Genomic DNA, 26,510 nt, shown 5'->3' on the forward strand with positions numbered 1-26,510 from the left:
TGTTTATATTTATAAGTTTGCATTTTGTGGCTCTATTTTCATAATAAAAAAGCCTTGGAAAAATCCAAGGCTTTTTGTCCAACTCGATAAACGAATTAACGTTTAGAGAATTGAGGACGCTTACGAGCTTTACGTAAACCAAGTTTCTTACGTTCAACTTCACGAGCATCACGAGTAACGAAACCAGCTTGACGTAGAACAGGTTTTAAAGTTTCGTCAGCAGCGATAAGCGCACGAGTAATACCGTGACGGATCGCGCCAGCTTGACCACCGATACCACCACCTTTAACAGTGATGTAAAGGTCAAACTTTTCAGTAACTTCTAAAAGTTCTAAAGGTTGACGAACAACCATACGAGCAGTTTCACGACCGAAATATTGCTCTAAAGTACGGTTGTTAATAACGAGTTTACCTGTACCAGCTGACAAGAAAACACGTGCAGTTGCGGTCTTACGGCGACCTGTACCATAATTAGTAGCCATGTGCTGTATCCCTTAGATGTCCAAAACTTGTGGCTGTTGAGCAGCATGCGGATGCTCAGTACCAGCGTACACTTTCATTTTTTTGATCATTGCATAACCAAGAGGACCTTTTGGTAACATGCCTTTAACCGCTTTTTCAAGAACAGCTTCAGGTTTGTGAGCAATTAACTTCTCGAAGTTAGTCTCACGGATACCACCAGGGAAACCAGTATGGCGATAATATTTCTTATCAAGTGATTTTTTACCAGTCACTTGAACTTGTTCAGCATTAATCACAACGATGTAATCGCCAGTGTCAACGTGAGGAGTATAAGAAGTTTTGTGCTTACCGCGTAAACGACGAGCGATTTCAGTCGCAAGGCGACCTAAAGTTTTGCCAGAAGCATCAACAACATACCAGTCATGTTGAACTTCAGCTGGCTTAGCGCTGAGAGTTTTCATTAAACCACTACCTATTATAGTTGGTTTGGACTATGGAATCTGTCCAAACAAAAGGAGCGAGCATTCTAAACGAGTTTGTCCAAACTCACAAGAAAAATCCAGTTTAAGCCATATAATTTAATCCATAAACTGATGAATGTCAGATATGTTAAAATCAAACAAATTCTTGTTATGTGTCTGGAGTGATTGTGCTGCCATTATATGTCACTTCCGGTGAGCCGGCTGGTATTGGTCCAGATATCTGTTTGAGCTTGGCTAAGCGGGTTGATGAACGCCCTGTTGTTATCTTGGGTGACCGAGACTTATTAGAGCAACGTGCCCAAAAACTTGGGATCGATATTCAATTTATAGAATATACCAGACAGCCTGAGTCATCATCTCTGAATGAACTCTATATAGAACATGTGCCTTTAGAAGCAGCTGTCATTGATGGTCAATTAAACCCAGCTAATGCAGCTTATGTATTAGAGCAACTGCGTCGCTCAGCTGATTATGCAATGTCTGGTAAAAGTGTGGGAGTAGCCACGGCACCCGTGCAAAAATCGGTTATTAATGATGCTGGTATTTTGTTTAGTGGTCACACTGAATACTATCAAGAGTTTGCAGGTGTAGAGCGTGTCGTTATGATGCTTGCAACCAAAACCTTGCGTGTCGCTTTAGCGACTACACATTTACCTTTAAGAGATGTAGCAGATGCAATTACCAAAGAGCGATTGCATCAGGTTATTGATATTTTGCTGCATGACTTAAAAACTAAATTTAAGATTACAGACCCACGTGTACTCGTGTGTGGCTTAAATCCTCATGCAGGTGAAGATGGTTATTTGGGTCGTGAAGAGATTGAGACCATTAATCCAGTACTCGAAAGTTATCGAGCGCAAGGGTTTAAAATGAGTTTAAGCTTGCCAGCAGATACCTTGTTTACTCCAGAACATCTTAAAAATGCAGATGCTGTACTTGCCATGTACCATGATCAAGGTTTACCTGTGTTAAAATCACAAGGGTTTGGTGAAGCCATCAATATTACATTGGGTTTGCCTTTCATTCGAACTTCGGTTGACCATGGCACTGCGTTGTCTTTGGCTGGGACTGGTTTGGCAAAAAGCTCAAGTTTAAATGTCGCTGTTGATTTAGCTTTATCTTTAGCAGCGAGCTAAATTTTTCATGTTGGAAATGTTCTATGTATCAAATTAATGCCCTAAACCCGAAAGATGAAGGGCATAAAGCTCGTAAACGTTTTGGTCAAAACTTCTTACATGATCAACGAGTCATTGCCAAAATTGTGCGCTCTGTAAGTCCGCGTACAGGCGACAATATTGTCGAGATTGGACCTGGTTTAGCTGCCTTAACCTCTCCTTTAATTGGGGAGTGTGATGCATTAACAGTAGTGGAATTAGATCGTGACTTAGCTGCTGGGTTACCAGAACGTGTTCCACATCCTGAACGTTTGACGATTATAGAAGCTGACGCATTAAAATATGACTTTAGCGAACTGGTAAAAGATGGCCGACCATTACGTGTAGTCGGTAACTTACCTTATAACATTTCAACCCCATTACTTTTTCATCTCTTGGAATTTGGCAGCAAAGTTAAAGATATGCACTTTATGCTGCAAAAAGAGGTGGTTGACCGTATTACTGCTGAACCGAATACAAAAGAATATGGACGCTTGTCGGTGATGATTCAGTATTACTGTCAACCAACATTTTTATTTGAAGTGCCGGCTGGTGCATTTAACCCGCCACCTAAAGTAACGAGTGCGGTTTTCCGCCTTGTTCCTTATGATCAAAAGCCAATTACAGCAAAAGATGAAAAAGCTTTAGCTCGACTGGTTGCCCATGTATTTACTCAGCGCCGCAAAACTTTAAGAAACAGTCTTAAAGGTATGATTGCAGAAGATGGCTTTGAAAAAGCTGGTGTTGATCCGATGGCTCGTCCAGAGACCTTAACACTTGCCCAATTTGTTGCTTTGGCCGATCAAATGGTGGCGTAAATGACTAAGCGTTTTAACTATGTTATTGGTGATGTGCAGGGGTGTTTTGAAGCTCTAAAAGCATTGCTTAAAGAAATACGTTTTGATCCGGATCAAGACTTTTTATGGTTTGCTGGGGATTTAGTGGCACGTGGTGAAAACTCAGTAGGGGCATTACGTTTTATTAAAAAGCTTGCTGATCGTGGAGCTGCTGCAACTGTACTTGGAAATCATGACCTGACTTTAATTGCGGGTGCGCGTGGTTTAAAAGAGATTAAAGAAAAAGATCGCACGCAGGACGTTATTGATGCGATTGATGGTGATGAGTTAATCGATTGGTTACGTAAACAGCCATTATGTTTATTGCCAAACGAGCATACGATCCTTACTCATACTGGCATACCTTGTATTTGGGATGCGCAAAAAACTGTAACGTTAGCAAAAGAGGTTGAGGCTGTACTCGCAAACGAAGATTTGTCTGTATTGGATGCTTTTTTAGCAGACATGTATGGTTCAAAACCAGATCTATGGGAAGATAACCTAACTGGTTCTGCGCGTTTACGTTGTATTACCAATTATTTGACTCGCATGCGTTTAACCAATGCTGAAGGGGCTTTAGAGTTTAGTTTTAAAGACTCTTTGGATGCACCGATGCCGGAAGGTTATTTACCTTGGTTTAAATTTCCGAGCAAAGCTGCACAAACTCATCAGATTATTTTTGGTCATTGGGCTGCGCTAGAAGGTAGAACTATTAATGAGCAGATCCAGAATATTGATGGCGGCTGTGTATGGGGACGAAAGTTAATGGCTTATCGCCTTGAAGACAAAGAAATCTTTGCTGTCGAAAATCCTGTACAAGTATAGGAAAAGCCATGCTTTTCACGAGCGCAAGACGAGAGTTGTGCCCGTGTGAAAGTAAAAAAGCCGCATAAGCGGCTTTTTTATTGGGAACTCTTATTCTACTCGAATCCAGATTTGATTACGCCCTAAAGCTGAAACTCCGAGATAACCGCGCATATGTAAGCGTTTGCCAGTTGAACTAAGTTTTGCTTTAAGCCCGTAAACTTTACCAGTATTCGGATCTAAAATTTTACCGCCAGTATAGTTCAGTCCATCTACCTGTTTTAAACCAGTTGTGATATCCAGACCTAAAATCGGTTTATTGGTATATGGCGCAGGGCAATTATCACAAATTTCTTTAGGCGTATAACCTGGGCGTGGCGTTACTTTGATAATTTTCCCGGCATATGTCCCGTTCGCTTCTTTTCGTATTTCTACCTGTGCTTTGGGAGCACCTGTCTTATCATCAATTGTTTGCCAGAGACCTGTAATATCTGCTGCAAATGTAGCAGTATTAATCCCCAATAAGAGCAGAGCTCCAATAAAAATTTTCCCCATAATTAAAAATCCTTTTAACTTTGAAAGGTCATCTTATTTGGAATTGATAGACCGTTCAATGTTTATTTAATCAACTTCTTAATTATGGTGTTCCAAAAGACAACATTAATGTTGGTAGCCAAATTGCAGTAAATACACCATTCAATGCCATACCAAATGCAGCGTAACGACCTGCAACGGGTCCGCGTTGCCAAGCTTGAGCTGTTCCGATGGCATGTGCAGCTAAACCTAAGGCTAAACCTGATGCTCTCTCATCATGAATATGTTTAAGTAAGAATGGTGAGAATGCAGCGCCAATTACCCCAGACAAAATAACAATAAGGGTCACAAGTGTTTCAGGAGCATGTAATAAAGTTGCGATGTTCAGAGCAATTGGAGTAGTTACTGCACGGGTGGCAAATGCAAGAATTGTAGGTTCAGACATATGTAACAAGTAAGCCAGCCCCATAGGTAGAGCAACGGCGCTAATACTTGCAAAAAGTAAAATACCAATGACCGATTTAATTGGAAGATCATCGTAACGCATTGCAGCTAAGGGAATGGCTAAGGCTACAGTGACATAACCTAATAGATGACCAAATAAGTCATTCACATAAAGACGATACTGCTCATATGGCACATGCAAAACTGAAAGTAAGCCAATTACAATGAACATGCCGAAAACTAAAAGTGGAACTTGCGGGAAACGTCGGTTTAAAGGCTTTGCACACAGATAACCAATGAGTGTGATCAAAAATCCGTAGAAAATCGTAAACATTTTATTCTCCTTATAACCAACGTTTTGCCATTTTTGCATAGACCCACAAAGGTATAAGGGTGCTGACCACTAAAACAAAAAGAAATAGTGGAATTTCTTTACCCATATGCACCAACATAATTAAGGAGCCGGCACAAACAGGTAAAAAGGCAAAACCACTTTCTTTCATGATTTTATTATTCGTATCAACTATTCGAAGAGGGATTTTTTTGAACTTTCTCCAAATAATCAAAACAGTGAGTAAGCTGATTAACCCGACCAGATTACCTAATTCTGGATGACCAAAAGCACGCATGACGATGACAGAGCCTTCACGAAAACCAATAATGAGTAGTAAAGTTGCTACCCATGCTGTCCAGTCTATACTTTTGATCTTATCCATATTTTTTATCTCTAAAAGTTTACTTATCGAGTTTTAACTGATCTCGCCCTTGATTTCAAACTCTTCCAATGGTCGCTTAAATTGATTAGCGCGTTCTCCCAAGATTTCTTCTAAGGGCAGTTTTGCTTGGCGAATAAGCTTTTCTAACTTATGTGGTGCAATCTTCACATCAATATGTAATAAGCCCGCATCATCATAATGTTCAGACTCAATCACATTTAAGGCATAAAGTTGAGTACGTAATTTGCCATAAGCAGGCTTAAGAACGAGTGAAAACTTTTGAATTTGGCCCATTAAGCATTCTTGTACTGCTTTTTGGAGTAACTCTAGACCTTGACCAGAATGAGCTGAAACATACACTCGATCTGGGACGTGGGGCTCAGCATAAATAATTTTGGCCTCTTCACCGCTTAGATCAATTTTGTTGTACACCCGAAGTACGGGAGCATCAGCACCAATATCTTTTAATACGCCTTCAACCGCTTCAATTTGGTCAAGCATGTCATGGCTACTACTATCAATAACATGCAGTAAAAGGGTCGCTTCTAGTGTTTCCTCAAGTGTTGCTTTAAATGATTCAACCAAATCATGCTGTAAGTTTCGTACAAAACCTACTGTATCTGCTAGCACAACAGTACCGATACCATCCCAGTCTAAACGGCGTAGGGTTGGATCAAGTGTTGCAAATAGTTGATCAGCTGCGTAGACATCACTATTAGCTAAAATATTAAATAAAGTCGATTTACCAGCGTTGGTATAACCTACTAATGAAACCGTTGGAATAGCTGCTTTTTGTCTTGCAGCACGCCCTTGCATACGAGTCTGTTGTACTTTGTCTAATTTATCTTTTAATTGGGTAATACGAACACGAATGAGACGGCGATCTGTCTCTAGTTGTGTTTCACCGGGACCACGTAAGCCGATACCACCTTTTTGTTGTTCAAAATCGGCAGACCAACCCCGAATAAGACGAGTAGATAAATGTTTAAGCTGAGCAAGTTCGACTTGTAACTTACCTTCATGCGTACGGGCACGCAGCGCAAAAATATCTAAAATTAAGCCTGTACGGTCAATAACTCGGCATTTTAATATTCTTTCTAAATTTCGTTCTTGAGCAGGTGATAACGCATGGTCAAAGATAACCAGACTTGCCTCTAGTTCCTGAACTTGCTCTGCAATTTCTTCGACTTTTCCGGAGCCAATAAAAAATTTAGGATTAGGCTTATTACGCTGAACCTTAATATGTTCAAGGATATCTGCACCAGCAGACTGTGCAAGTAGAGCAAACTCTTCGGCATCCAGATCATCTAATAATTGTACAGAAACACTCACTAAGATTGTGCGTTCACCGCCTTGATGCCGATCAACATATTCCACGTGGCTATAAATCCTGAAAATGGGAAAACTTTATTCTAGAGGAAACTTAAGCAAAAGGGGAAAGCGTTTGTTCTTATCCTTTAGATTAGTTACATGAGATTAGCCTAGTGTTCAGATTTATTTTATTTGCCGTTCTCTAACGTCAATGCAAGTTTATTACGAAACGTATAGAATGACTTGAGATGGGTATAACAATGATTAATCGTTAGTGAAATTTTATGGCTCAAACGCAAAGTATAGTTAATTCAACGTTAAAGAAATTATCAAAAATAGGTTTATACGGAAAAAAGGTCACTTCTGCCACGGCCGCAATTAGTGAAGGTTTTTATCTAGTTTATCGACATGGGCTTTATAAAGATCCTAATAATCCTGTTAATACACGTTATGTCCAATACTTTTGCCGCCGTTTATGTCAGGTTTTTAATTTAGATATAGAAGTACATGGCACAATTCCTAGAGAACCAGCTTTATGGGTAAGTAATCATATTTCTTGGCTAGATGTTGCAGTTCTAGGTTCTGGTGCACGAGTTTTCTTTCTGGCTAAAGCCGAAATTGAAAATTGGCCTATTCTTGGAAATTTAGCCAAAAGTGGTGGAACGTTATTTATTAAGCGTGGATCTGGCGATTCCGTCAGAATTCGTGAGCAAATTGCTGAATTTTTAAAACAGAATATTCCCGTATTATTTTTCCCTGAGGCCACAACTACAGATGGACATTCTGTTAAAAAAGTACATGGACGACTACTAGGAGCAGCGATTGAAGCACAGCGTCCAGTACAGGTTTGTTTGATTTGTTATGTAAATCGCGATGGGCAATTAGATACAGTTGCGCCATTCATTGGTGACATGACATTTGCCGAACATATTCAACGCGTACTTGAAATGCCTAAAGTAACAGCTCATCTGTTAACTTTGCCTCCTATTTCAGTGGAAGGGCATGACGTCAAAAGTTTAACGCGCGAAGTTCAAGAAAAAATGGTAGAAGGTTTGGCTCAACTACATCAAAAAGTACTTAAGCCAAAAAACTAATTACATAAATCCTTCAAGTGGCAGCCATGAAAGAAATTTCATGCCTGCTTTTTGCCACCATTTCATCTCAGGTTCCTGTCTATAAATTACAGGACCATTTGGAGTTTCTTGCTGCCAATAAATATGATTGTTAGTGTCGAGCTTTAATTTATAAGCATACTTATTTAAATTTTCATCCATTGTATGGTGAATCGTCTTAGCCAGTGATGGGCTATCTAAAATCACACCAATTTCAGTATTTAAGTAAGCTGAGCGCGGATCAAAGTTAAATGAACCAATAAAAACCTGCTCATCTAATGCCATAAGTTTAGTATGCAAACTTGATCGGCTTAGCCCTTTCATATTTACTTTAGCTTTAGTGGCAAGCTCATCTGTATTTTTATTTAAATCTCTTTTATCTGGTGTTGGTAAAAATTCATAAAGTTGTACGCCGTTTTTAAGCAGCTCTTTACGGTATTTCCCATAAAAGGCATGTACAACAGCAACGTCATTCGCTTTGAAAGAGTTCGTTAAAACTCGAACCTCAACACCTTCTTTGGCAAGCGTGCTTAAAATCTTGGCACCTTGTTTTTCAGGAATAAAATAAGCAGAGATTAAGTCAACGTTACTTTCTGGTTTTTCCAAATGATTAATTAACTGGAAATTGAGGTGTTCTTCTTTCTTAGCTTTCGATTTGATTTTATCCGGTGAGTCTTTTACGACTTCTGCTTTGACCCAATCAAATTGAATATTGTGATTTAGCCATTGATCAAATGCATGAGATTTTGCGGTTAAGTTTAAAAAGTTTTGGACGGTAGCTTGTTGATAGTGTGCTTCGAGTTGTTCTTTTAAGCCTTCATAGCGTAAACGGTGCTGCTCAGGACTTACGATACTTTGAACTGAATATGCATATTCATGATTCCAGTAATCGTCAAACGAATTTACGATATCATCAACAGCAGCGCCTACCAACATTACATCGACATCAGAAAACTGATAGCTATCGCTTACATTGTAATATTGATTGGTCATGTTACGCCCGCCAATAAGAGCAACCTCATTGTCGGCAATAAAACTTTTATTGTGCATACGACGATTGATACGTTTTAAATCAAGCACCATATCCATCGCACGATATTTGCGGAAACGGTAGGGATTAAAAAGCTTAACTTCAATATTTTTATGCTGAGAAAGGGCCAGTAAAATCCCTTCCATTTTTTTTGCATTATTGTCATCAATAAGAAGTCGGACTTTTACACCTCGATCAGCTGCACGAATAATCGCGTGCAAGGCTAAAGCACCAACTTTGTCATTATCCCAAATGTAATATTGTAAGTCTAAAGTCTTTTCGGCTTTATCAATTAATCTAAGTCGAGCCGCGAGAGCCTCCAGAGGATCATTTAGAACATGGAAACCCGTTAACTTTGGATTTTGCTGGCGTAAAGGTGTAATAATTTTGGCAAGTGAAGTCTCAGAGGTATCAATGTCCTTTGCATATTGCACAGGCTCAACACCATGTTTTGGCAGAGTACTACATCCTGTCAAACCCACAGCAAAACTTGAACATAGGACTATAGAGGCTTTTATCAAAAAGCCTTTAGCTTGTTGATTCGTTTGAAGCTGTTTGGAATGAAAGGATTGTGCCATAATCAGTACATACGATAAGGTGAGCTAGAGTATAATTCGTGCATATTGAAAGATAAATATTGAATTTGATTACTAGCAATCAATGTAAGATAAGTCGAGAGTCGTAATGTGGAATCCGAATTCAATCATTTTTTGTTTTTACTTTATTTTTTCAATACTTGCTCTATGGGGAATTTCTGAGGCTTGGATTCATCAATCACGAACCGAGACGATTCATCCATTTAAAGCTTTTGTACATCTACTCGCATTTTATCTCTCTTATCTACTTATTCCTCTCTGGTTTTTTAATTTATATGCTGCTTGGATTGGTTACTACTCAATTCATCAAGGTATTTTCATCTTTTTCTTAAGTGGCGTGTTAATTTACGCCCGATTTATCGAACCTCATTTAGTGCGTGTCGATACTCATCAATATCGCTTAAACCCAGATCGTAGTTTTGATAAGCCAGTAAAAGTAGCCTTAATTGCAGATTTACATATTGGTTTATTTTCAGGGCATGAACGTCAGCTCAAAACCATAGTTAGAAAATTAAATGAACAGCAACCTGATTTAGTGGTAGTCGCTGGTGATTGGACATATGAGCCGGAAGACAGATTGATTGAAGAGTTAAGAGTTTTAAAAGAAATTCAGGCACCTGTATATTCGGTTCCTGGAAATCATGATGAGCAATATCCTGGCCCACCAATTCAGCAACTATTAAAAGATGCCCTATTTTATAATGAAGTTGTTGATATCGAAGGTAAGATTGTTGATTTTGAAGAATTTCGTTTGATTGGTATTGGTGACCTCTGGGCAGGCAAAACCGATATGCGTTCTATGCCAGATTTACCGCAAGACAAGCCTTGGTTAATTTTATCTCATAACCCAGATACGGTAGATATGGTACCTAAATTACCGAATCGACCATTAATGTTATCTGGGCATACACATGGAGGGCAGGTAGAGCTTCCATGGTTGACTAACTATATTATGAAAAAAGTATCAATTTTAGGTCATAAGCGCGGTTTCTACTCTCATGAGCATGCGGATGTCTTTGTTACCGTTGGCACAGGAATGGTTGGAATTCCTTTGCGTTTCAGAGTGCCACCAACCATTGATATTATTGAGCTAGTTTAAAATAAAAAAGCCAATCACAGAGGATTGGCTTTTTTATGAATTAAATTTACTTATGGAATAACGACAATCGCAACACGTCGGTTAATCGCACGGTTTTCATTGGTTGTATTTGGCACATAAGGTTGTGTTGAACCACGACCAATTACGTAGATGTTTTCTTTTTTAAATCCACGTGTTAAGAAAAGGTTTGCCACACTTTGAGCACGCTCTTCAGATAACTTTTGGTTATATGTAGCATCACCAACATCATCAGTATGACCAACAATTTTCAATTTATTCAGGTCATATTTATTCAGTTGATTTGCCAGACGTACTAACTCAGCTTCATGACTCTGTTTTAACTGCGCATTATTAAAGTCAAATAATAAGCGTTCTGGTAAACCTAAAGTCCAGCCTTCATCAGTAAGAATGAAACCTTCTTTTTTGAGCAATTTTACTTGACGATATTTTAATGGACCAAAACTCAGGCACCCTGCAAGAGTAATGCATAGCAATGCAATAAAAGAGAGTTTTAAAGATCTTGTATTCATAGATTAGCCTAAATTTAATTTTCAGGTTTATAGATAAACCAGTGTTCATCCGAATTTTTAGCCTTATACATTGCTTGATCTGCTTGCATAATGAAATCTTCGGGGCTAGATGCAAATTGTGATAAAGCAATACCTACACTGAAACTGAAGTAAATGGTTTGACCATTTAGATGCAAAGGTTCTTTACAGCTTTCGAGTAAATTTTCAGCAATAGATATTAAATGATCAGCATGACTAATGGAATGCAAAATGACAGCAAATTCATCACCACCTAACCTTGCAATAAAATCTTGATGACGCAAACGAGTTTGCAGGCGATTCGCCATTTCTTTTAAAACTTCATCGCCAGCTAAATGGCCAAATTGGTCATTAATTGCTTTGAAGTTATTGTTATCTATAAATAATAATGCAGACTTATTATCAAACCCTTTATCTTCAAACATGTCTAAAAGGATTTGGTAAAAATAATGTCTATTAGGTAATAAGGTGAGTTGGTCGTGATGAGCCTGAAAGGATAATTTACGATTTTCCTTTTGTAGCTGGTTATCCCATATTTGAATTTCTTCAAGTAACTCGTTAAAAACGGTATTTAAATCTTGAAATTCTTTAATTCGGTTATAAGGAAAACGAAGATTATAAGCTTTTTGTTCACTTACAATTTGAGCAATATTAGTAAGTGGGTAAATAGCCTGCATAATTTGACGATAAGTTAAGTTCACTGACCACCATAAAGCGCAAACAATAAACAACATTGCAATCGCAAGTCCTACCATAATCATTTTTAGGAACTGCAATATTTTTTCAGAGCTACCAAAAAGTGTAAGTTCACCTACATTTTGCTCATGATGATAAATTGTAAGATGAACAGGCTCATTTAAAAACCAGTGATCAAACCAGCCTTCTAAAATTGAAGTTTGACTTGATAATTTAAAACTTTGGGCGATCAGATGATGTTCTGAATCATAAATATGAATAGTACGAATTGAATGATCATTCGTATATTCATTCAAAATCTGCTCTATTGTAATTTTATCATTAAACACGACTGCGGGCTGAATACGCTCTAATAGAGTATGACTAAGCAATTGCAAATTCTGTTTGGCATAAGTTTCCATAGTAAAAACGGAAATTGAGACAAACGTAAAAGAGCAAATAAAAAAAGTAATAGCAAAAATAGTAAATTGAGATTTTCTAAATAATGCGTGTAGTGAAGTGGACTGATACAACTTTGATATCATGACCCTTACTCCGCATTCTTAGCCAAGAGTAATACTCTCGGATCAATATGGACTTTGGAGTGACTTAAAGCATCTAAGTTAACTTTAAAGGTAGTGTAATTATTCTGAGTATATAAACAAAAGATACTTCCTATCTCGCACTCTGAATTATTAATACTTAAAGAAAGTAAAGAATGATAAGGATAGTTTTGAATAAGGTTTTGTTGTTGCTGCGGAGAAGTACTAGAAAAATAGACAGCCTGACAATGTGACCGAGCAAAATCTTTCGCATTTACAGTTTGAACACGATAATTATAAGACATTTGCTGGATATAAGATTGAAAAGTAGATGTAATAGAAGGATTATCAATTACACAAAGAGTAGGAGTATTTACATTCTCCCACTTACTGTAGCTTAGGATAGATAAAGTAAGTACATAGAAATTATGTTTTGAATTGGCATAACAAGGCCCACTCGTAGCAAGCACTACAAGTATGCAAACAAATACTTTTTTAGCGAACTGCCACATGGTGAGTTAATGCCAAACTATTGCACGAATAATCTATTCTACATGAAGTTGATAACGTAAAAAAAGTTTAATATCTCATCTAAAAGTGACCGAAAAGCTTAAAAAGTATCCAGTTGATGGTGTTGATTTAAAAAAAGGGTTGCAAAGGTAAGTTAATGGTCTATAATGCACATCCATCGGCGGTGATGCAGATAGAAACTTGTTGAAAAACAGTTACTTGTGATTAAGTTAATTGCTTTAAGTGATGAATTTGATGGTAAGTTGGTTTGAGAGATAAGTTTTAAAAATATCGAAATTACCTGTTGACTTTTAAGAGATTAAGAGTAATATAGCCGACCTAGCTTGCTGGTGACGAACCAGGAAGAAGATCATTAAGAGAATTGAAGAACAACTTGTGTGGATTTTTACTGATTGATTAATCGAAATAATTTTCATTGATTGATTGGTTTAAATTACTCGAAGTTTATTTGAGCGAAATTTAAGTCAGTAATTGATGAGCCAGAATTGGCACCTTGTCTTTAAATAAGGTGCAAAATGATTTTAACTGAAGAGTTTGATCATGGCTCAGATTGAACGCTGGCGGCAGGCTTAACACATGCAAGTCGAGCGGAGAGAGGTAGCTTGCTACTGATCTTAGCGGCGGACGGGTGAGTAATGCTTAGGAATCTGCCTATTAGTGGGGGACAACATTTCGAAAGGAATGCTAATACCGCATACGTCCTACGGGAGAAAGCAGGGGATCTTCGGACCTTGCGCTAATAGATGAGCCTAAGTCGGATTAGCTAGTTGGTGGGGTAAAGGCCTACCAAGGCGACGATCTGTAGCGGGTCTGAGAGGATGATCCGCCACACTGGGACTGAGACACGGCCCAGACTCCTACGGGAGGCAGCAGTGGGGAATATTGGACAATGGGCGCAAGCCTGATCCAGCCATGCCGCGTGTGTGAAGAAGGCCTTATGGTTGTAAAGCACTTTAAGCGAGGAGGAGGCTACTTTAGTTAATACCTAGAGATAGTGGACGTTACTCGCAGAATAAGCACCGGCTAACTCTGTGCCAGCAGCCGCGGTAATACAGAGGGTGCAAGCGTTAATCGGATTTACTGGGCGTAAAGCGCGCGTAGGCGGCTAATTAAGTCAAATGTGAAATCCCCGAGCTTAACTTGGGAATTGCATTCGATACTGGTTAGCTAGAGTGTGGGAGAGGATGGTAGAATTCCAGGTGTAGCGGTGAAATGCGTAGAGATCTGGAGGAATACCGATGGCGAAGGCAGCCATCTGGCCTAACACTGACGCTGAGGTGCGAAAGCATGGGGAGCAAACAGGATTAGATACCCTGGTAGTCCATGCCGTAAACGATGTCTACTAGCCGTTGGGGCCTTTGAGGCTTTAGTGGCGCAGCTAACGCGATAAGTAGACCGCCTGGGGAGTACGGTCGCAAGACTAAAACTCAAATGAATTGACGGGGGCCCGCACAAGCGGTGGAGCATGTGGTTTAATTCGATGCAACGCGAAGAACCTTACCTGGCCTTGACATAGTAAGAACTTTCCAGAGATGGATTGGTGCCTTCGGGAACTTACATACAGGTGCTGCATGGCTGTCGTCAGCTCGTGTCGTGAGATGTTGGGTTAAGTCCCGCAACGAGCGCAACCCTTTTCCTTATTTGCCAGCGAGTAATGTCGGGAACTTTAAGGATACTGCCAGTGACAAACTGGAGGAAGGCGGGGACGACGTCAAGTCATCATGGCCCTTACGGCCAGGGCTACACACGTGCTACAATGGTCGGTACAAAGGGTTGCTACCTAGCGATAGGATGCTAATCTCAAAAAGCCGATCGTAGTCCGGATTGGAGTCTGCAACTCGACTCCATGAAGTCGGAATCGCTAGTAATCGCGGATCAGAATGCCGCGGTGAATACGTTCCCGGGCCTTGTACACACCGCCCGTCACACCATGGGAGTTTGTTGCACCAGAAGTAGCTAGCCTAACTGCAAAGAGGGCGGTTACCACGGTGTGGCCGATGACTGGGGTGAAGTCGTAACAAGGTAGCCGTAGGGGAACCTGCGGCTGGATCACCTCCTTAACGAAAGATTGACGATTGGTAAGAATCCACAACAAGTTGTTCTTCATAGATGTATCTGAGGGTCTGTAGCTCAGTTGGTTAGAGCACACGCTTGATAAGCGTGGGGTCACAAGTTCAAGTCTTGTCAGACCCACCATGACTTTGATTGGTTGAAGTTATAGATAAAGGATACATGACTGATGATGTAAGCTGGGGACTTAGCTTAGTTGGTAGAGCGCCTGCTTTGCACGCAGGAGGTCAGGAGTTCGACTCTCCTAGTCTCCACCAGAACTTAAGAGAAGTTCGGATTACAGAAATTAGTAAATAGAGATTTAGATCTTGGTTTATTAACTTCTGTGATTTAAGTATCACGGTATTAAGCATGACCTGACGAAGGCATGTTTATTCATTAACAGATTGGCAAAATTGAGTCTGAAATAAATTGTTCACTCAAGAGTTTAGATTAAGCAATTAATCTAGATGAATTGAGAACTAGCAAATTAACTGAATCAAGCGTTTTGGTATATGAATTTAGATTGAAGCTGTACAGTGTTTAAATACACAGTACTCTAAACTGAAATGTTGAAGTTACTAACTTGTAGGTAACATCGACTGTTTGGGGTTGTATAGTCAAGTAATTAAGTGCATGTGGTGGATGCCTTGGCAGTCAGAGGCGATGAAAGACGTGATAGCCTGCGAAAAGCTCCGGGGAGGCGGCAAATATCCTTTGATCCGGAGATTTCTGAATGGGGGAACCCACCTACTTTAAGGTAGGTATTGCAACATGAATACATAGTGTTGCAAGGCGAACGAGGGGAAGTGAAACATCTCAGTACCCTTAGGAAAAGAAATCAATTGAGATTCCCTCAGTAGCGGCGAGCGAACGGGGATCAGCCCATTAAGTTATGTGTGTTTTAGTGGAACGCTCTGGGAAGTGCGAACGTAGAGGGTGATATTCCCGTACACGAAAGGGCACACATAATGATGACGAGTAGGGCGAGGCACGTGAAACCTTGTCTGAATATGGGGGGACCATCCTCCAAGGCTAAATACTCCTGACTGACCGATAGTGAACCAGTACCGTGAGGGAAAGGCGAAAAGAACCCCTGTGAGGGGAGTGAAATAGATCCTGAAACCGCATGCATACAAGCAGTGGGAGCACCTTCGTGGTGTGACTGCGTACCTTTTGTATAATGGGTCAGCGACTTATATTCAGTAGCGAGGTTAACCGTATAGGGGAGCCGTAGAGAAATCGAGTCTTAATAGGGCGTTTAGTTGCTGGGTATAGACCCGAAACCAGGCGATCTATCCATGAGCAGGTTGAAGGTTGGGTAACACTAACTGGAGGACCGAACCCACTGTCGTTGAAAAGCCAGGGGATGACTTGTGGATAGGGGTGAAAGGCTAATCAAGCCTGGTGATAGCTGGTTCTCCCCGAAAGCTATTTAGGTAGCGCCTCGGACGAATACCATAGGGGGTAGAGCACTGTTTCGGCTAGGGGGTCATCCCGACTTACCAAACCGATGCAAACTCCGAATACCTATGAGTACTATCCGGGAGACAGACTGCGGGTGCTAACGTCCGTAGTCAAGAGGAAAACAATCCAGACCGCCAGCTAAGGCCCCAAAATCATAGTTAAGTGGGAAACGATGTGGGAAGGCATAGACAGCTAGGAGGTTGGCTTAGAAGCAGCCACCCTTTAAAGAAAGCGTAATAGCTCACTAGTCGAGTCGGCCTGCGCGGAAGATGTAACGGGGCTAAAACTATGTGCCGAAGCTGCGGATTTGACATTAGTCAAGTGGTAGGGGAGCGTTCTGTAAGCCGATGAAGGTGTATTGAGAAGTATGCTGGAGGTATCAGAAGTGCGAATGCTGACGTGAGTAACGACAAAACGGGTGAAAAACCCGTTCGCCGAAAGACCAAGGGTTCCAGTCCAACGTTAATCGGGGCTGGGTGAGTCGACCCCTAAGGCGAGGCCGAAAGGCGTAGTCGATGGGAAATTGGTTAATATTCCAATACTTCTGTGTAATGCGATGAGAGGACGGAGAAGGTTAAGTCAGCCTGGCGTTGGTTGTCCAGGTGGAAGGATGTAGGTATGTATCTTAGGCAAATCCGGGGTACTCTATACTGAGATCCGATAGCAAGCTGTACTTGTACAGTGAAGTGGCTGATACCATGCTTCCAGGAAAAGTCTCTAAGCTTCAGTTACACAGGAATCGTACCCGAAACCGACACAGGTGGTCAGGTCGAGTAGACCAAGGCGCTTGAGAGAACTCTGCTGAAGGAACTAGGCAAAATGGTACCGTAACTTCGGGAGAAGGTACGCTGTTGTTGGTGATGGAACTTGCTTCCTGAGCTGACGACAGCCGCAGAAACCAGGCCGCTGCAACTGTTTATTAAAAACATAGCACTCTGCAAACACGAAAGTGGACGTATAGGGTGTGATGCCTGCCCGGTGCTGGAAGGTTAATTGATGGGGTTAGCGTAAGCGAAGCTCTTGATCGAAGCCCCAGTAAACGGCGGCCGTAACTATAACGGTCCTAAGGTAGCGAAATTCCTTGTCGGGTAAGTTCCGACCTGCACGAATGGCATAATGATGGCGGCGCTGTCTCCAGCAGAGGCTCAGTGAAATCGAAATCGCTGTGAAGATGCAGTGTACCCGCGGCTAGACGGAAAGACCCCGTGAACCTTTACTGCAGCTTGACACTGAACTTTGACCTTACTTGTGTAGGATAGGTGGGAGGCTTTGAAGTTGGAACGCTAGTTCCAATGGAGCCGTCCTTGAAATACCACCCTGGTAATGTTGAGGTTCTAACTCTGTCCCGTTATCCGGGACGAGGACCGTGTCTGGTGGGTAGTTTGACTGGGGCGGTCTCCTCCTAAAGAGTAACGGAGGAGTACGAAGGTGCGCTCAGCGTGGTCGGAAATCACGCGTAGAGTATAAAGGCAAAAGCGCGCTTAACTGCGAGACCCACAAGTCGAGCAGGTACGAAAGTAGGTCTTAGTGATCCGGTGGTTCTGTATGGAAGGGCCATCGCTCAACGGATAAAAGGTACTCTGGGGATAACAGGCTGATACCGCCCAAGAGTTCATATCGACGGCGGTGTTTGGCACCTCGATGTCGGCTCATCTCATCCTGGGGCTGAAGCAGGTCCCAAGGGTATGGCTGTTCGCCATTTAAAGAGGTACGCGAGCTGGGTTTAGAACGTCGTGAGACAGTTCGGTCCCTATCTACCGTGGGCGCTGGAAATTTGAGAGGATCTGCTCCTAGTACGAGAGGACCAGAGTGGACGAACCTCTGGTGTACCGGTTGTGACGCCAGTCGCATCGCCGGGTAGCTATGTTCGGAAGGGATAACCGCTGAAAGCATCTAAGCGGGAAGCCTACCTCAAGATAAGATTTCCCTAGGAATTTATTCCTCTAAAGAGCCGTTCGAGACTAGGACGTTGATAGGTTGGATGTGGAAGCATAGTGATATGTGAAGCTGACCAATACTAATTGCTCGTGAGGCTTGACTATACAACACCCAAGCAGTTGTATATGAAGCATCAATCGATTCATAAACATGCAAAGCAACTTGATTTAGTTAAACACTTAGCTAAAATGAACAACGAAAAATCAGATTCAATCAGCCCATCTGTAAAAATTTGGAAAACGCAACGTATCACACAGTGAATAAAACGAAGCAAGTATCCATAAACAGTTGTGCTGGCGACCATAGCAAGAGTGAACCACCTGATCCCTTCCCGAACTCAGAAGTGAAACCTCTTAGCGCTGATGGTAGTGTGGGGTTACCCATGTGAGAGTAAGTCATCGCCAGCTCATTATTACAAACACCCCCATTCGCAAGAATGGGGGTGTTTTTTTATTGTGATAAAAAAATCTAAATCCCCGACTAACTTTAGAATGAATTATGATATAAATCACATTATTTAAAATGATAATAAGAGTATTAATCATGAAATTTTCAGAATTTAAAATATTTTCCTTCATATTGTCTACAATACTCAGTTGTAGTTCTATATATGCTAATGAAACTGTGAAAAGTTTGTATAGTACAAAAGCCTTTTTAAATATTTGTGTAAGTTCTAGAGGAAATCCTGAATTAATAAATAAACAAGCAAAAAATATGGGATTTATCCAAATGCCTAATGAATATGCTGCACATTTTTTAAAAGATTATAATGGTCATGCATGGATGATAAGTTCCTCTGAAGGAAAATTTGTTATTACTCAACTCGATAATGGCGTATGTTCATTATTTATAAATAAAGGAAATTCAACTGAAATTCAGAAGAATTTAGAAAGCTGGCTACCTCCAGAATCTACGGGCCTAACTTATAAAAAAGAAGTATATAAAGATAAGAATTTGACCACAACAAATTATATTATTTCTAAAAATGGGAAGGCTTTAGAAACATGGATATATACTAGTTCATCTGAAAAGAATGCTTCATTAGTTGCGGTTATTTCCCATCAAATGAATTAATTAAAGCAATGTGAAGTAGAGAAGAGCCAATTTTTATTAATAAAGAGCTCTTCTAAAATCGATTATTTCAGTTGTCTACGCGCATGCTTTAGAGCAGTGCGAAGACCTTCTTCTAAAGTCGGATGATAAAAGGGTTTCTCTAGAATATCATTTAGCGTTAATTCTTCACCGATTATCCAGCTTAATAAATGGGCCATATGTTCAGTTGCTTCTGTAAATAGCTCAGCACCTAGAAGCTTTTGGCTTTTTCGTTCTATATAAACTTCAATAGCACCTTTATTTTTTCCAAGAACTATAGCTCTTCCTTGTCGTTCATAAGAGGCTTCGCCTGTAATAAAATCTATACCTTCATCTTTTAATTGCTTATAACTTTGACCTACGATCGCCATTTCAGGATGACTAAAGACAATTCCTAATGGAGTAAGTGTCTTAACTGAGTTTACCTGCGGATAATTTAAGCAGTTATAAACAACTTTTTTACCTTCATGAGCTGCTTCATGTTGTAGTGGTGTTGAGGTGTAAGCGTCACCGACAACAAAAATTGGATATGTATCTAGCTGCTTAGTTTTAGCATTTACAGGTAATAACTTAATATCTTTGAATGAATTATCAATATTTTCTAGTTTTAAAGTATCAATTAAACTTGTACGGCCGGTTGCAGCTAAAACATATTCAACTTCGAGAGTTTTCTCTGTTTCATCAAATTGGTAAGTTAATACAGCGTTTTCCTTACTGCATTTAACTTCACTCGGTAAAGTCTCGAATAGAATTGTTAATTCTTTTCCTAGCTCTTTTTGAGCAAGCTGTTGAACTCTAGAACTAGTTAGGATTCCAATTCGTTTACTGCGAGCGAAGATTGTTGTTTCTACACCTAGACGATGCATAGCTTGTGCAATCTCAAGAGCGATCACACCACTACCAATTACAGCAATAGATTTAGGAAGTGTTTTTAACTCAAATATTTGGTCTGTTGTTATAAGCCGATTTCCTAATTCTTGCTTCCAAATTTGATCATAATTAGGAGTTGAACCAACCGCCAGAATAAAACTTTTTGATTTGTACTGTTTTCCGTTAACTTCTACAGTTTGTGCATCAATAAAATGTGCTTTGCCAGAAATTTTATGCTCAGTCGGCCATTGATCTACATCTTTTAAAGTTGCTTGTGTAAATCTATCACGTAAATTTTGTACATGCTGCATCACTTGATTAGTATTAATATTTGCAGATACGTCTAAAGCAACCTCTTGAGCATTTTGAATATCAAACATACGGTTTGCTGTAGAGATGAGAACTTTACTTGGCATACAGCCTACACGGGCACAAGTGGTATCCCATGGTCCATCATTTATAATTAAAATATTGTTGGTATGTTTAACGGCTTCTTTGTATGCGCTAATACCAGCAGTACCTGCGCCAATGATAATAATATCGAACATTGTCATTAAGCTATTTTAATAGATATTTAGAATATATAGAAAAACCCTCTTAAACAGAGGGTTTCGTCCTAATTATTTAGCTTTAAAATGTAAATTTTTGCATAAAAGGTGTTTTTAGGGTTGTTGAAACAGTCCCATTTTGATTAATAGACTGACCTTCAATGCTTATCCCATTAATAACATGCTTAAAGTCTAATGTAGTGCCATTCGAGCTTTGTTTGAAAGTAAAAATATTTTGTCCTTCTAAATAAATACTGCCGTTAAATTTCTGTGCATTCGTTGTTGGTGATTCATTTTCAACTCGACTTCCTTCAAGGCTAGTAATATTTGGTAGGCTCAATATTTGGTGATTATTAGCCATTACTTTATATGTTGCATTGTTTGTATTGCCAGGAGTAGAGTTCACAACAAATGAAATTGGCTCTGCAAAAGGGACATTAGGATTGTCATTAATGAGTACGTTGAAACCAGAACCACTTTGAACTACATAGAGATCACCATCAATTGATGTATTATCTTTATAAACACTCATTGCACCCGTGGTTACTTCTTTTTCAGTTGGTTGGCCAGTCTCTGGATCTTGAACTAGAGCGGTTGTCGTAATTTTATAATCACTTGTGGCAGCATTAATTAATACGAATCTTTTTTGCTTGGTTTGTTCAAGTCCCCATGACTGTTGGAAAGGATAAGCAAACGCACCTGTAATAGTTACATCTTGAAAGTTTTTATCATTATTTTCATTTTTAAAAATATAAATTCTGGTATTTGATTGATAGTCCTGTAAGTTCGGAGATATATTGTCGTTTGCCAGTTTAATGTTCTTCAAGTCGTCTGCTGTAATATCAAAGTCCCAATCATTATATCCAGTGAGTAAAGTTTTTATTTCTTCCCCTTTAAATACATAGCAGGCGCGGTAGTCTGTAGTACTCTTGATAAAACATTTATCTCGATAGTGGTCGGAGTACTTAGTAAGATCTACTTTTCGAATGTCTAAGGTTAACTTAAGTGGTCCTTGAGCGAAGGTATCTAGTGCATGATCAATATAACCTTTTGATTGCTTTTCATCATTAAGATCATAGGCACCAAATAGATATTTCCCTTCTTGTTTTACATTATTTAAAACTGAAGTCGCTAACTCCTGATCTGGTGATGGAGTGGTTGGTGTTGTTGTAGAACCAGAATTTGAATTTTGATTATAGTAGCCATCATTGCCACCCCCACCACAAGCTGTCAAAAAAGCAGCCAAAGTAACTCCACATACTCCTTGAGTAAGTTTCATGATTATCCCCATTAAAATGATAAGTTATTTAAAATAATTTTTTAGATTTATAAAATAACATATATTTCATGAGGTTGCTCATGATATTTATAGGCAGTGTAACTGATTAAATACGTGTACCCATCGTTACTCCCACAGTAGGTTTTACTTGCATTGAGGAGCATGCGCTAACGATTAAACAGCTTAAAAGAACGAAAATAAATTTATTCATAGAAAATTAATAAATGAATCAAAAGATATAAATACTCTAAATTAATATTATTTTTAGTTCTGTTGAGTTCGTGCAGAGATATGCAAAATAATTTATCAAAAAACCCTACTTTAAAGAAGAAAATAGGGTTTTAAAGAGTGCCAATTTCTTAAACTTAATCGTCTAATAAATCCATTTGTTTTGCTAATTGATATAGGTTGTTTGAACGGTTTCCTGTGCGGCAGAACATCAGCACAGGTTTTGGCAATTCATTATAATGATTAGCAAAAGTACGTACATCTAGTTCAGTAATTTGTCCAGCTACAACAGGTTGATAAACATAGTCTAAGCCTACTTGACGTGCTGCTTCTTCAATCTGAGCGCTTGTAGGTTGTTCTGGGCCGCCTTCCATATCTGGTCGGTTATTAATAATAGATTTAAATCCTTTTTCTACAACTTGGCCAACGTGTTCTGGACCAATTTGACCTGCGAAACCAACATTATCTGACATTTCGTCACTCCAAAATTTAACAAAACCTCTTATGCTGTATCATAGCATTAAGCTTAACCTGAGATACAAGACACTAAAACGTTGTTCCTACATAGATAAAACTTATGTCATAGAACAGCTCTAGATTTTTAAAAGGCGATCAGGATGTTTTTTGTAAATTCATTACTTCGACCATAATGCCACGGAGCACATATGCACGCTTATACGGTTGAGCCTTTATATGTTCCATGTGATCAGGAAATGATCGCAGCTGACTTTTATATTCCAAAAACAAATAATAAATCTGCGGTAATTATCATGGCGCATGGTTTTGCTGGATTGCGTCAATTTAAACTCATTCAGTATGCCCAGCGATTTGCTCAAGCAGGTTACGCTGTTATTTTATTTGATTACAGATATTGGGGTGGTAGTACTGGCAAGCCTAGAGAAATGGTCTCAATCAATTCACAATTAGAAGATTGGAAGACGGTGATTCAGTATGCTTCGACTTGTAAATTCGTAGATAACCGAAGGATTGTGCTTTGGGGAACTTCTTTAAGTGGGGGATATGCACTAAGCCTAGCTTCTGAGTTAAAAAATATTCAAGCGGTTTTAGTACAAATTCCCTATGTAGATGGCGCTGAAACTGCCAAGCTCTATCCTTTGCAGCGCTATCCTCAAGCATTAAAGCTATCGAGTCAGGATTATATGGGATCAAAGATGGGGCTTAATCCAAAGAGATTACCTGTTGTTGATCAACATAACCTATGCTTTATGCCTACTGCAGATAGTTATTATGGCTATTTATCGATTGTAAATCCTGACTATTATTGGAGTGGGGAAGTCCCAGCTCGTGTCTTTTTTAATCTGATGCGATATCGTCCAATTCAAGTTGTGCGCCAGATTAATATTCCTGTTTTATTTATTGCTGCTCAAAAAGATTCGCTTATTCCTATTGAGTCAAGCCGTGAAGCTGCGACAAATATTGCGCCTTTTGTGAGTTATCATGAATGGGATATGAAACATTTTGATATCTATCACGGTTCATGGTTTGAAAAAGCAGTGACAACCCAATTAGAATTTTTACATCAGCATATAGGAGTGATGTAAATGATTATTGTATGTGCATCGTGTGGTGCTAAAAACCGAGTTCCGGAAGAAAAACTTCCAGAGCAACCAAGCTGTGGGCAATGTCACCAGCCATTACTACCGCTTGCACCTATTGAGCTAAATGAGCAAAATTTTAGTAACTACATCACGAATAGTGATCTACCTATTCTTATAGACTTATGGGCAGAATGGTGTGGACCTTGTAAAATGATGGCTCCACATTTTGCGCAGGTCGCAAAACAGAATCCAGGCGTTATCTTTGCCAAGATTGATACCGAAGAATCTCCTCGCTTGAGCCAAGCTTTTCATGTGAGAAGTATTCCGACACTTGTCTTAATGAATAAAACGACAGAGGTCGCGCGTATTAGCGGTGCATTACGTGCGCCTGAATTGCAACAGTGGCTCGATCAACAACTTCAAACGAATTTCGGGAGCTAAGGTGTCAGAAGCTTATACCAAACCAGAAGGAATTTTATCCTTACAAACGATTGCCATGCCAGCAGATACAAACTGGAGTGGTGATGTATTTGGTGGATGGATTGTGTCACAAATGGACTTGGCTGGAGCAATTCACGCAGAACGTTTCAGTCGTGGTCGCTGTGCTACGATTTCTATTAATCAAATGACCTTTTTGGTTCCGGTAAAAGTTGGCTTTGTCATTAGCTGCTATACCAAGATCTTAAAAGTTGGAAATACTTCTATTCAGATGCAAATTGAAGTTTGGGATAGTCATGATGACTCTCGTGAACCAATACGCATTACTGAAGGAGTCTTTACCTTTGTAGCAGTAGATGTAAAAGGTAATAAGCGTCAAATACCTGAAGAAGCGAAACAGAAGTTTTTGGAAACTCAATAAGAATCAGAAAGCCTGAATATTAGTATTCAGGCTTTAATTTTTATTCAAAAGAAAAACTAGTTTTTAGAAATTAAAACATCGTATTTGTATTTTTGCTTTGCTCAGGAATATTTTGTATCACATCCCAATGCTCTACGATTTTTCCATTTTCAACACGGAATATATCAACAATTGCTCTTCCTCGATCTTTTTCATTTTCAGTCGAATGGACATGTAAAACGACAAGATTACCTTCAGCAATCGCACGTTTAATCTCATTTTTAGCTTGCGGATTCTTTTGGAATTTTTCAGTGAAGAAATTAACGAAAGGTGCTTTCCCATCTGGAACATTAGGATTGTGCTGAATGTATTGTTGACCAATATAGCGGTCTGCATATTCTTTGACTTTATGTTTTAAAAAGACACCTTCATAAAAGTCGGTCACTATTCTTTTGTTTTGAGCACTTACTTTATCAATAGCTTCTGATTTAGCCGAAGTTGCTTTACTGGTTTTAATGCTGGGTTCAGTCGCGTGAGCCGTTATTGTTGTAAATATTAAACTGGTAAATAAAGAGGAAAGAATTAATATTTTTTTCATTTTTAACCTCAAGATACAAAATATTAGTTTTATATCTTGAGGTAAATAACCGTCTAAAAATACTTTAGATTAGTTATTATTTCTTACGTTTAGGTAACCATGCCCAGAGCATTTGGCATTGAATTGGTTCGTTGCCTGCGTCATCAATCACAGTAACAGGAATCACAAGTTCACCTTTCTCATTATCTGCAATAAACTTTTGTTGTTCAGCAGACAATGTCGCTGTAGCAGTCAAACCGCCTTCAACCACTTTTAAATAATCTACATGTAATGATTTGATTAATAAAATACGATTATCAGGAATATGTAAACCAGTTAGAAAACCTGTTGCAGTTTCTGCTAAAAGCGCCATAGCCGCAGCGTGGACGCCTTTAATATGATTCTGCATATTTTTTTGGTTATCTAAACGGACAGTAACGTGGTTTGAGTCTACTTCCAGATAGCGGATATTTGCTGTACCCACCATTGGTACGATACGACCAAACGCCTTGCTCCAAAGCGTGCTCCGAATGCCTTTAGGGAATTTTGAAGTTGCTTTTACCAGTTTTGATAGACGATTGGATTGAGACATGGGATTACCTTAGCTTTAAATGGCCGACAAGATATTAATCTTTAAAGTTATTAAACTGTAATGGCACACCGAATTGTTGTTCACGTAAAAAAGTCATGACTTGTTGTAAGGTGTCACGCTTTTTATCAGTCACACGAATTTTGTCGCCTTGAATAGAAGATTGCACTTTAACGCCACTTTCTTTAATGGCTTTATTAATTTTTTTTGCAGTATCAGAGTCAAGACCATCTTTAAGTTTAATGACTTGTACAAAGTTCTTACCAGAAGCCGCAGCTTTTTGTGGATCAAGTGCTTGAACATCAATTTTACGTTTATAAAAATGATTTTCTAACATGTTATAAACTTGTTCACACTGGAAATCACTTTCGGTACTGATTTTGATTTCTTTATTTTTTTCATTTAATTCGATAGAAACATCATGACCACGGAAGTCAAAGCGTGTTGCAATCTCTTTTTGTGTGTTTTGTACAGCATGATTAACTTCAAATAACTCTAATTCAGAGACAATATCGAAAGAAGGCATAGTTTAGACCTTTACAAAGTGAAAGAATATTTGAGATGCTAAGAGGGTTTTCTTCATTTGCCAAGTGTTGTTTA

26 protein-coding genes, 2 tRNA genes and 3 rRNA genes are annotated in these 26,510 nt (G+C 39.4%); 15 read left to right on the forward strand and 16 right to left on the reverse strand.

The window, feature by feature from the left end; genetic code table 11:
• Positions 1-95 precede the first annotated feature (95 nt).
• Both rpsI and rplM read right to left on the reverse strand, forming a co-directional pair.
• Positions 96-482, reverse strand: a complete 387-nt coding sequence (gene rpsI / locus KIP84_RS02640) for a 30S ribosomal protein S9 (protein WP_002048725.1) — start codon at positions 480-482, stop codon at positions 96-98.
• Positions 483-494: 12 nt separating this feature from the next.
• A complete protein-coding gene (rplM, locus tag KIP84_RS02645) occupies positions 495-923 on the reverse strand; it encodes a 50S ribosomal protein L13 (protein ID WP_002117832.1) in 429 nt (142 codons plus the stop codon).
• Positions 924-1,096: 173 nt separating this feature from the next.
• On the opposite strand from rplM, the gene pdxA reads away from it, so the two are divergent.
• From pdxA to KIP84_RS02660, 3 genes are read left to right on the forward strand one after another with little or no spacing between them, the layout of a single operon-like run.
• On the forward strand, positions 1,097-2,080 hold the full coding sequence (gene pdxA, locus KIP84_RS02650; RefSeq protein WP_079381136.1) for a 4-hydroxythreonine-4-phosphate dehydrogenase PdxA: 984 nt from the start codon (positions 1,097-1,099) through the stop codon (positions 2,078-2,080).
• A gap of 23 nt (positions 2,081-2,103) precedes the next feature.
• Positions 2,104-2,916 carry a 16S rRNA (adenine(1518)-N(6)/adenine(1519)-N(6))-dimethyltransferase RsmA gene (gene rsmA / locus KIP84_RS02655; RefSeq protein ID WP_005065242.1) on the forward strand — a complete coding sequence of 271 codons (813 nt, stop codon included), beginning with the start codon at positions 2,104-2,106 and terminating at the stop codon, positions 2,914-2,916.
• Entirely contained in the window at positions 2,917-3,759 is an 843-nt protein-coding gene (locus KIP84_RS02660; RefSeq protein ID WP_213689276.1) for a symmetrical bis(5'-nucleosyl)-tetraphosphatase, read from the forward strand. It begins immediately after the preceding gene.
• Between the two features lie 90 nt (positions 3,760-3,849).
• On the opposite strand, the gene KIP84_RS02665 is transcribed toward KIP84_RS02660, so the two are convergent.
• The 4 genes from KIP84_RS02665 to hflX form a co-directional block, all read right to left on the reverse strand.
• On the reverse strand, positions 3,850-4,293 hold the full coding sequence (locus tag KIP84_RS02665; protein WP_213689277.1) for a DUF2147 domain-containing protein: 444 nt from the start codon (positions 4,291-4,293) through the stop codon (positions 3,850-3,852).
• Between the two features lie 82 nt (positions 4,294-4,375).
• Complete coding sequence (locus tag KIP84_RS02670; RefSeq protein ID WP_005804924.1) at positions 4,376-5,050, reverse strand: LrgB family protein; 675 nt, start codon at positions 5,048-5,050, stop codon at positions 4,376-4,378.
• A gap of 10 nt (positions 5,051-5,060) precedes the next feature.
• Positions 5,061-5,432: a hypothetical protein gene (locus tag KIP84_RS02675; protein WP_005299915.1), complete on the reverse strand. Its 372-nt coding sequence runs from the start codon at positions 5,430-5,432 to the stop codon at positions 5,061-5,063.
• Between the two features lie 33 nt (positions 5,433-5,465).
• Positions 5,466-6,809 carry a ribosome rescue GTPase HflX gene (gene hflX / locus KIP84_RS02680; RefSeq protein WP_213689278.1) on the reverse strand — a complete coding sequence of 448 codons (1,344 nt, stop codon included), beginning with the start codon at positions 6,807-6,809 and terminating at the stop codon, positions 5,466-5,468.
• 218 nt (positions 6,810-7,027) lie between these two features.
• On the opposite strand from hflX, the gene KIP84_RS02685 reads away from it, so the two are divergent.
• Positions 7,028-7,837 carry a lysophospholipid acyltransferase family protein gene (locus KIP84_RS02685; RefSeq protein ID WP_005804926.1) on the forward strand — a complete coding sequence of 270 codons (810 nt, stop codon included), beginning with the start codon at positions 7,028-7,030 and terminating at the stop codon, positions 7,835-7,837.
• Here the strand turns inward: KIP84_RS02685 and KIP84_RS02690 are convergent, their stop codons facing one another.
• A complete protein-coding gene (locus tag KIP84_RS02690; RefSeq protein ID WP_005804927.1) occupies positions 7,838-9,463 on the reverse strand; it encodes a phospholipase D family protein in 1,626 nt (541 codons plus the stop codon).
• Positions 9,464-9,569: 106 nt separating this feature from the next.
• Here KIP84_RS02690 and KIP84_RS02695 point away from each other — a divergent pair, with 106 nt between their 5' ends.
• Entirely contained in the window at positions 9,570-10,580 is a 1,011-nt protein-coding gene (locus tag KIP84_RS02695) for a metallophosphoesterase (RefSeq protein WP_005804928.1), read from the forward strand.
• Between the two features lie 50 nt (positions 10,581-10,630).
• Here KIP84_RS02695 and KIP84_RS02700 read toward each other — a convergent pair whose 3' ends face one another.
• The 3 genes from KIP84_RS02700 to KIP84_RS02710 are packed head-to-tail and all read right to left on the reverse strand — an operon-like array spanning position 10,631 to position 12,857.
• Positions 10,631-11,110: an OmpA family protein gene (locus KIP84_RS02700; RefSeq protein ID WP_213689279.1), complete on the reverse strand. Its 480-nt coding sequence runs from the start codon at positions 11,108-11,110 to the stop codon at positions 10,631-10,633.
• Positions 11,111-11,124: 14 nt separating this feature from the next.
• Positions 11,125-12,348, reverse strand: coding sequence for a diguanylate cyclase (locus KIP84_RS02705; RefSeq protein ID WP_005065229.1), 1,224 nt, complete (start codon positions 12,346-12,348; stop codon positions 11,125-11,127).
• A gap of 5 nt (positions 12,349-12,353) precedes the next feature.
• The gene (locus KIP84_RS02710; RefSeq protein ID WP_002117836.1) at positions 12,354-12,857 is read right to left on the reverse strand and encodes a YfiR family protein; all 504 of its coding nucleotides are present in this window, start codon (positions 12,855-12,857) and stop codon (positions 12,354-12,356) included.
• A gap of 541 nt (positions 12,858-13,398) precedes the next feature.
• Here KIP84_RS02710 and KIP84_RS02715 point away from each other — a divergent pair.
• From KIP84_RS02715 to KIP84_RS18960, 7 genes are all read left to right on the forward strand, one after another.
• Positions 13,399-14,936: ribosomal RNA gene (locus tag KIP84_RS02715) — 16S ribosomal RNA — on the forward strand.
• Positions 14,937-14,995: 59 nt separating this feature from the next.
• Positions 14,996-15,072 (forward strand) — tRNA-Ile (locus KIP84_RS02720).
• A 55-nt stretch (positions 15,073-15,127) separates the two neighbouring features.
• Positions 15,128-15,203, forward strand: a tRNA-Ala gene (locus KIP84_RS02725).
• 340 nt (positions 15,204-15,543) lie between these two features.
• Positions 15,544-18,434: ribosomal RNA gene (locus tag KIP84_RS02730) — 23S ribosomal RNA — on the forward strand.
• Between the two features lie 21 nt (positions 18,435-18,455).
• Positions 18,456-18,590, forward strand: coding sequence for a hypothetical protein (locus tag KIP84_RS18915; RefSeq protein ID WP_017481231.1), 135 nt, complete (start codon positions 18,456-18,458; stop codon positions 18,588-18,590).
• A gap of 32 nt (positions 18,591-18,622) precedes the next feature.
• Positions 18,623-18,737: ribosomal RNA gene (gene rrf, locus KIP84_RS02735) — 5S ribosomal RNA — on the forward strand.
• Together the 16S, 23S and 5S rRNA genes with 2 tRNA genes alongside form the textbook arrangement of a ribosomal RNA operon.
• 136 nt (positions 18,738-18,873) lie before the next feature.
• Positions 18,874-19,404: a hypothetical protein gene (locus KIP84_RS18960; protein WP_336031740.1), complete on the forward strand. Its 531-nt coding sequence runs from the start codon at positions 18,874-18,876 to the stop codon at positions 19,402-19,404.
• Positions 19,405-19,466: 62 nt separating this feature from the next.
• Here the strand turns inward: KIP84_RS18960 and KIP84_RS02750 are convergent, their stop codons facing one another.
• From KIP84_RS02750 to KIP84_RS02760, 3 genes are all read right to left on the reverse strand, one after another.
• Positions 19,467-20,840 carry a dihydrolipoyl dehydrogenase gene (locus KIP84_RS02750; RefSeq protein WP_086393606.1) on the reverse strand — a complete coding sequence of 458 codons (1,374 nt, stop codon included), beginning with the start codon at positions 20,838-20,840 and terminating at the stop codon, positions 19,467-19,469.
• Positions 20,841-20,922: 82 nt separating this feature from the next.
• Positions 20,923-22,119, reverse strand: coding sequence for a hypothetical protein (locus KIP84_RS02755; protein WP_213689280.1), 1,197 nt, complete (start codon positions 22,117-22,119; stop codon positions 20,923-20,925).
• Positions 22,120-22,484: 365 nt separating this feature from the next.
• Positions 22,485-22,820 carry a TIGR01244 family sulfur transferase gene (locus tag KIP84_RS02760; protein ID WP_002116083.1) on the reverse strand — a complete coding sequence of 112 codons (336 nt, stop codon included), beginning with the start codon at positions 22,818-22,820 and terminating at the stop codon, positions 22,485-22,487.
• Positions 22,821-23,012: 192 nt separating this feature from the next.
• Here KIP84_RS02760 and KIP84_RS02765 point away from each other — a divergent pair, with 192 nt between their 5' ends.
• From KIP84_RS02765 to KIP84_RS02775, 3 genes are read left to right on the forward strand one after another with little or no spacing between them, the layout of a single operon-like run.
• Complete coding sequence (locus tag KIP84_RS02765; protein WP_075383769.1) at positions 23,013-23,909, forward strand: alpha/beta hydrolase; 897 nt, start codon at positions 23,013-23,015, stop codon at positions 23,907-23,909.
• Positions 23,910-24,347 carry a thioredoxin TrxC gene (gene trxC, locus KIP84_RS02770; protein WP_003655112.1) on the forward strand — a complete coding sequence of 146 codons (438 nt, stop codon included), beginning with the start codon at positions 23,910-23,912 and terminating at the stop codon, positions 24,345-24,347.
• Between the two features lies 1 nt (position 24,348).
• Positions 24,349-24,765, forward strand: coding sequence for an acyl-CoA thioesterase (locus KIP84_RS02775; protein WP_002116010.1), 417 nt, complete (start codon positions 24,349-24,351; stop codon positions 24,763-24,765).
• A gap of 70 nt (positions 24,766-24,835) precedes the next feature.
• On the opposite strand, the gene KIP84_RS02780 is transcribed toward KIP84_RS02775, so the two are convergent.
• The 3 genes from KIP84_RS02780 to KIP84_RS02790 all read right to left on the reverse strand — a co-directional run bounded on the left by KIP84_RS02780 (position 24,836) and on the right by KIP84_RS02790 (position 26,436).
• Positions 24,836-25,342: an ester cyclase gene (locus KIP84_RS02780; RefSeq protein WP_017400288.1), complete on the reverse strand. Its 507-nt coding sequence runs from the start codon at positions 25,340-25,342 to the stop codon at positions 24,836-24,838.
• Positions 25,343-25,418: 76 nt separating this feature from the next.
• The gene (locus KIP84_RS02785) at positions 25,419-25,913 is read right to left on the reverse strand and encodes a DUF4442 domain-containing protein (RefSeq protein WP_005804736.1); all 495 of its coding nucleotides are present in this window, start codon (positions 25,911-25,913) and stop codon (positions 25,419-25,421) included.
• A gap of 34 nt (positions 25,914-25,947) precedes the next feature.
• Positions 25,948-26,436 (reverse strand): YajQ family cyclic di-GMP-binding protein, encoded by a 489-nt coding sequence (locus KIP84_RS02790; protein ID WP_002051423.1) that lies wholly within the window; start codon positions 26,434-26,436, stop codon positions 25,948-25,950.
• Positions 26,437-26,510 lie beyond the last annotated feature (74 nt).

Source organism: Acinetobacter sp. BHS4 (assembly GCF_018454425.1).
In the GTDB taxonomy this organism is placed as follows: Bacteria; Pseudomonadota; Gammaproteobacteria; order Pseudomonadales; family Moraxellaceae; genus Acinetobacter; species Acinetobacter pittii.

What these genes read in the sequence shown, in the direction of transcription:
- trxC (WP_003655112.1), top strand. Translation starts at nt 23,910, where the DNA reads ATGATTATTGTATGTGCATCGTGTGGTGCTAAAAACCGAGTTCCGGAA.
- KIP84_RS02790 (WP_002051423.1), bottom strand. Translation starts at nt 26,436, where the DNA reads ATGCCTTCTTTCGATATTGTCTCTGAATTAGAGTTATTTGAAGTTAAT.
- KIP84_RS02785 (WP_005804736.1), bottom strand. Translation starts at nt 25,913, where the DNA reads ATGTCTCAATCCAATCGTCTATCAAAACTGGTAAAAGCAACTTCAAAA.
- KIP84_RS02660 (WP_213689276.1), top strand. Translation starts at nt 2,917, where the DNA reads ATGACTAAGCGTTTTAACTATGTTATTGGTGATGTGCAGGGGTGTTTT.
- rpsI (WP_002048725.1), bottom strand. Translation starts at nt 482, where the DNA reads ATGGCTACTAATTATGGTACAGGTCGCCGTAAGACCGCAACTGCACGT.
- KIP84_RS02705 (WP_005065229.1), bottom strand. Translation starts at nt 12,348, where the DNA reads ATGATATCAAAGTTGTATCAGTCCACTTCACTACACGCATTATTTAGA.
- KIP84_RS02695 (WP_005804928.1), top strand. Translation starts at nt 9,570, where the DNA reads ATGTGGAATCCGAATTCAATCATTTTTTGTTTTTACTTTATTTTTTCA.
- KIP84_RS18915 (WP_017481231.1), top strand. Translation starts at nt 18,456, where the DNA reads ATGAAGCATCAATCGATTCATAAACATGCAAAGCAACTTGATTTAGTT.
- KIP84_RS02665 (WP_213689277.1), bottom strand. Translation starts at nt 4,293, where the DNA reads ATGGGGAAAATTTTTATTGGAGCTCTGCTCTTATTGGGGATTAATACT.
- KIP84_RS02780 (WP_017400288.1), bottom strand. Translation starts at nt 25,342, where the DNA reads ATGAAAAAAATATTAATTCTTTCCTCTTTATTTACCAGTTTAATATTT.
- KIP84_RS02760 (WP_002116083.1), bottom strand. Translation starts at nt 22,820, where the DNA reads ATGTCAGATAATGTTGGTTTCGCAGGTCAAATTGGTCCAGAACACGTT.
- KIP84_RS02765 (WP_075383769.1), top strand. Translation starts at nt 23,013, where the DNA reads ATGCACGCTTATACGGTTGAGCCTTTATATGTTCCATGTGATCAGGAA.
- rplM (WP_002117832.1), bottom strand. Translation starts at nt 923, where the DNA reads ATGAAAACTCTCAGCGCTAAGCCAGCTGAAGTTCAACATGACTGGTAT.
- KIP84_RS02690 (WP_005804927.1), bottom strand. Translation starts at nt 9,463, where the DNA reads ATGGCACAATCCTTTCATTCCAAACAGCTTCAAACGAATCAACAAGCT.
- KIP84_RS18960 (WP_336031740.1), top strand. Translation starts at nt 18,874, where the DNA reads ATGAAATTTTCAGAATTTAAAATATTTTCCTTCATATTGTCTACAATA.
- rsmA (WP_005065242.1), top strand. Translation starts at nt 2,104, where the DNA reads ATGTATCAAATTAATGCCCTAAACCCGAAAGATGAAGGGCATAAAGCT.
- KIP84_RS02750 (WP_086393606.1), bottom strand. Translation starts at nt 20,840, where the DNA reads ATGTTCGATATTATTATCATTGGCGCAGGTACTGCTGGTATTAGCGCA.
- KIP84_RS02700 (WP_213689279.1), bottom strand. Translation starts at nt 11,110, where the DNA reads ATGAATACAAGATCTTTAAAACTCTCTTTTATTGCATTGCTATGCATT.
- KIP84_RS02710 (WP_002117836.1), bottom strand. Translation starts at nt 12,857, where the DNA reads ATGTGGCAGTTCGCTAAAAAAGTATTTGTTTGCATACTTGTAGTGCTT.
- KIP84_RS02685 (WP_005804926.1), top strand. Translation starts at nt 7,028, where the DNA reads ATGGCTCAAACGCAAAGTATAGTTAATTCAACGTTAAAGAAATTATCA.
- KIP84_RS02670 (WP_005804924.1), bottom strand. Translation starts at nt 5,050, where the DNA reads ATGTTTACGATTTTCTACGGATTTTTGATCACACTCATTGGTTATCTG.
- KIP84_RS02755 (WP_213689280.1), bottom strand. Translation starts at nt 22,119, where the DNA reads ATGAAACTTACTCAAGGAGTATGTGGAGTTACTTTGGCTGCTTTTTTG.
- KIP84_RS02675 (WP_005299915.1), bottom strand. Translation starts at nt 5,432, where the DNA reads ATGGATAAGATCAAAAGTATAGACTGGACAGCATGGGTAGCAACTTTA.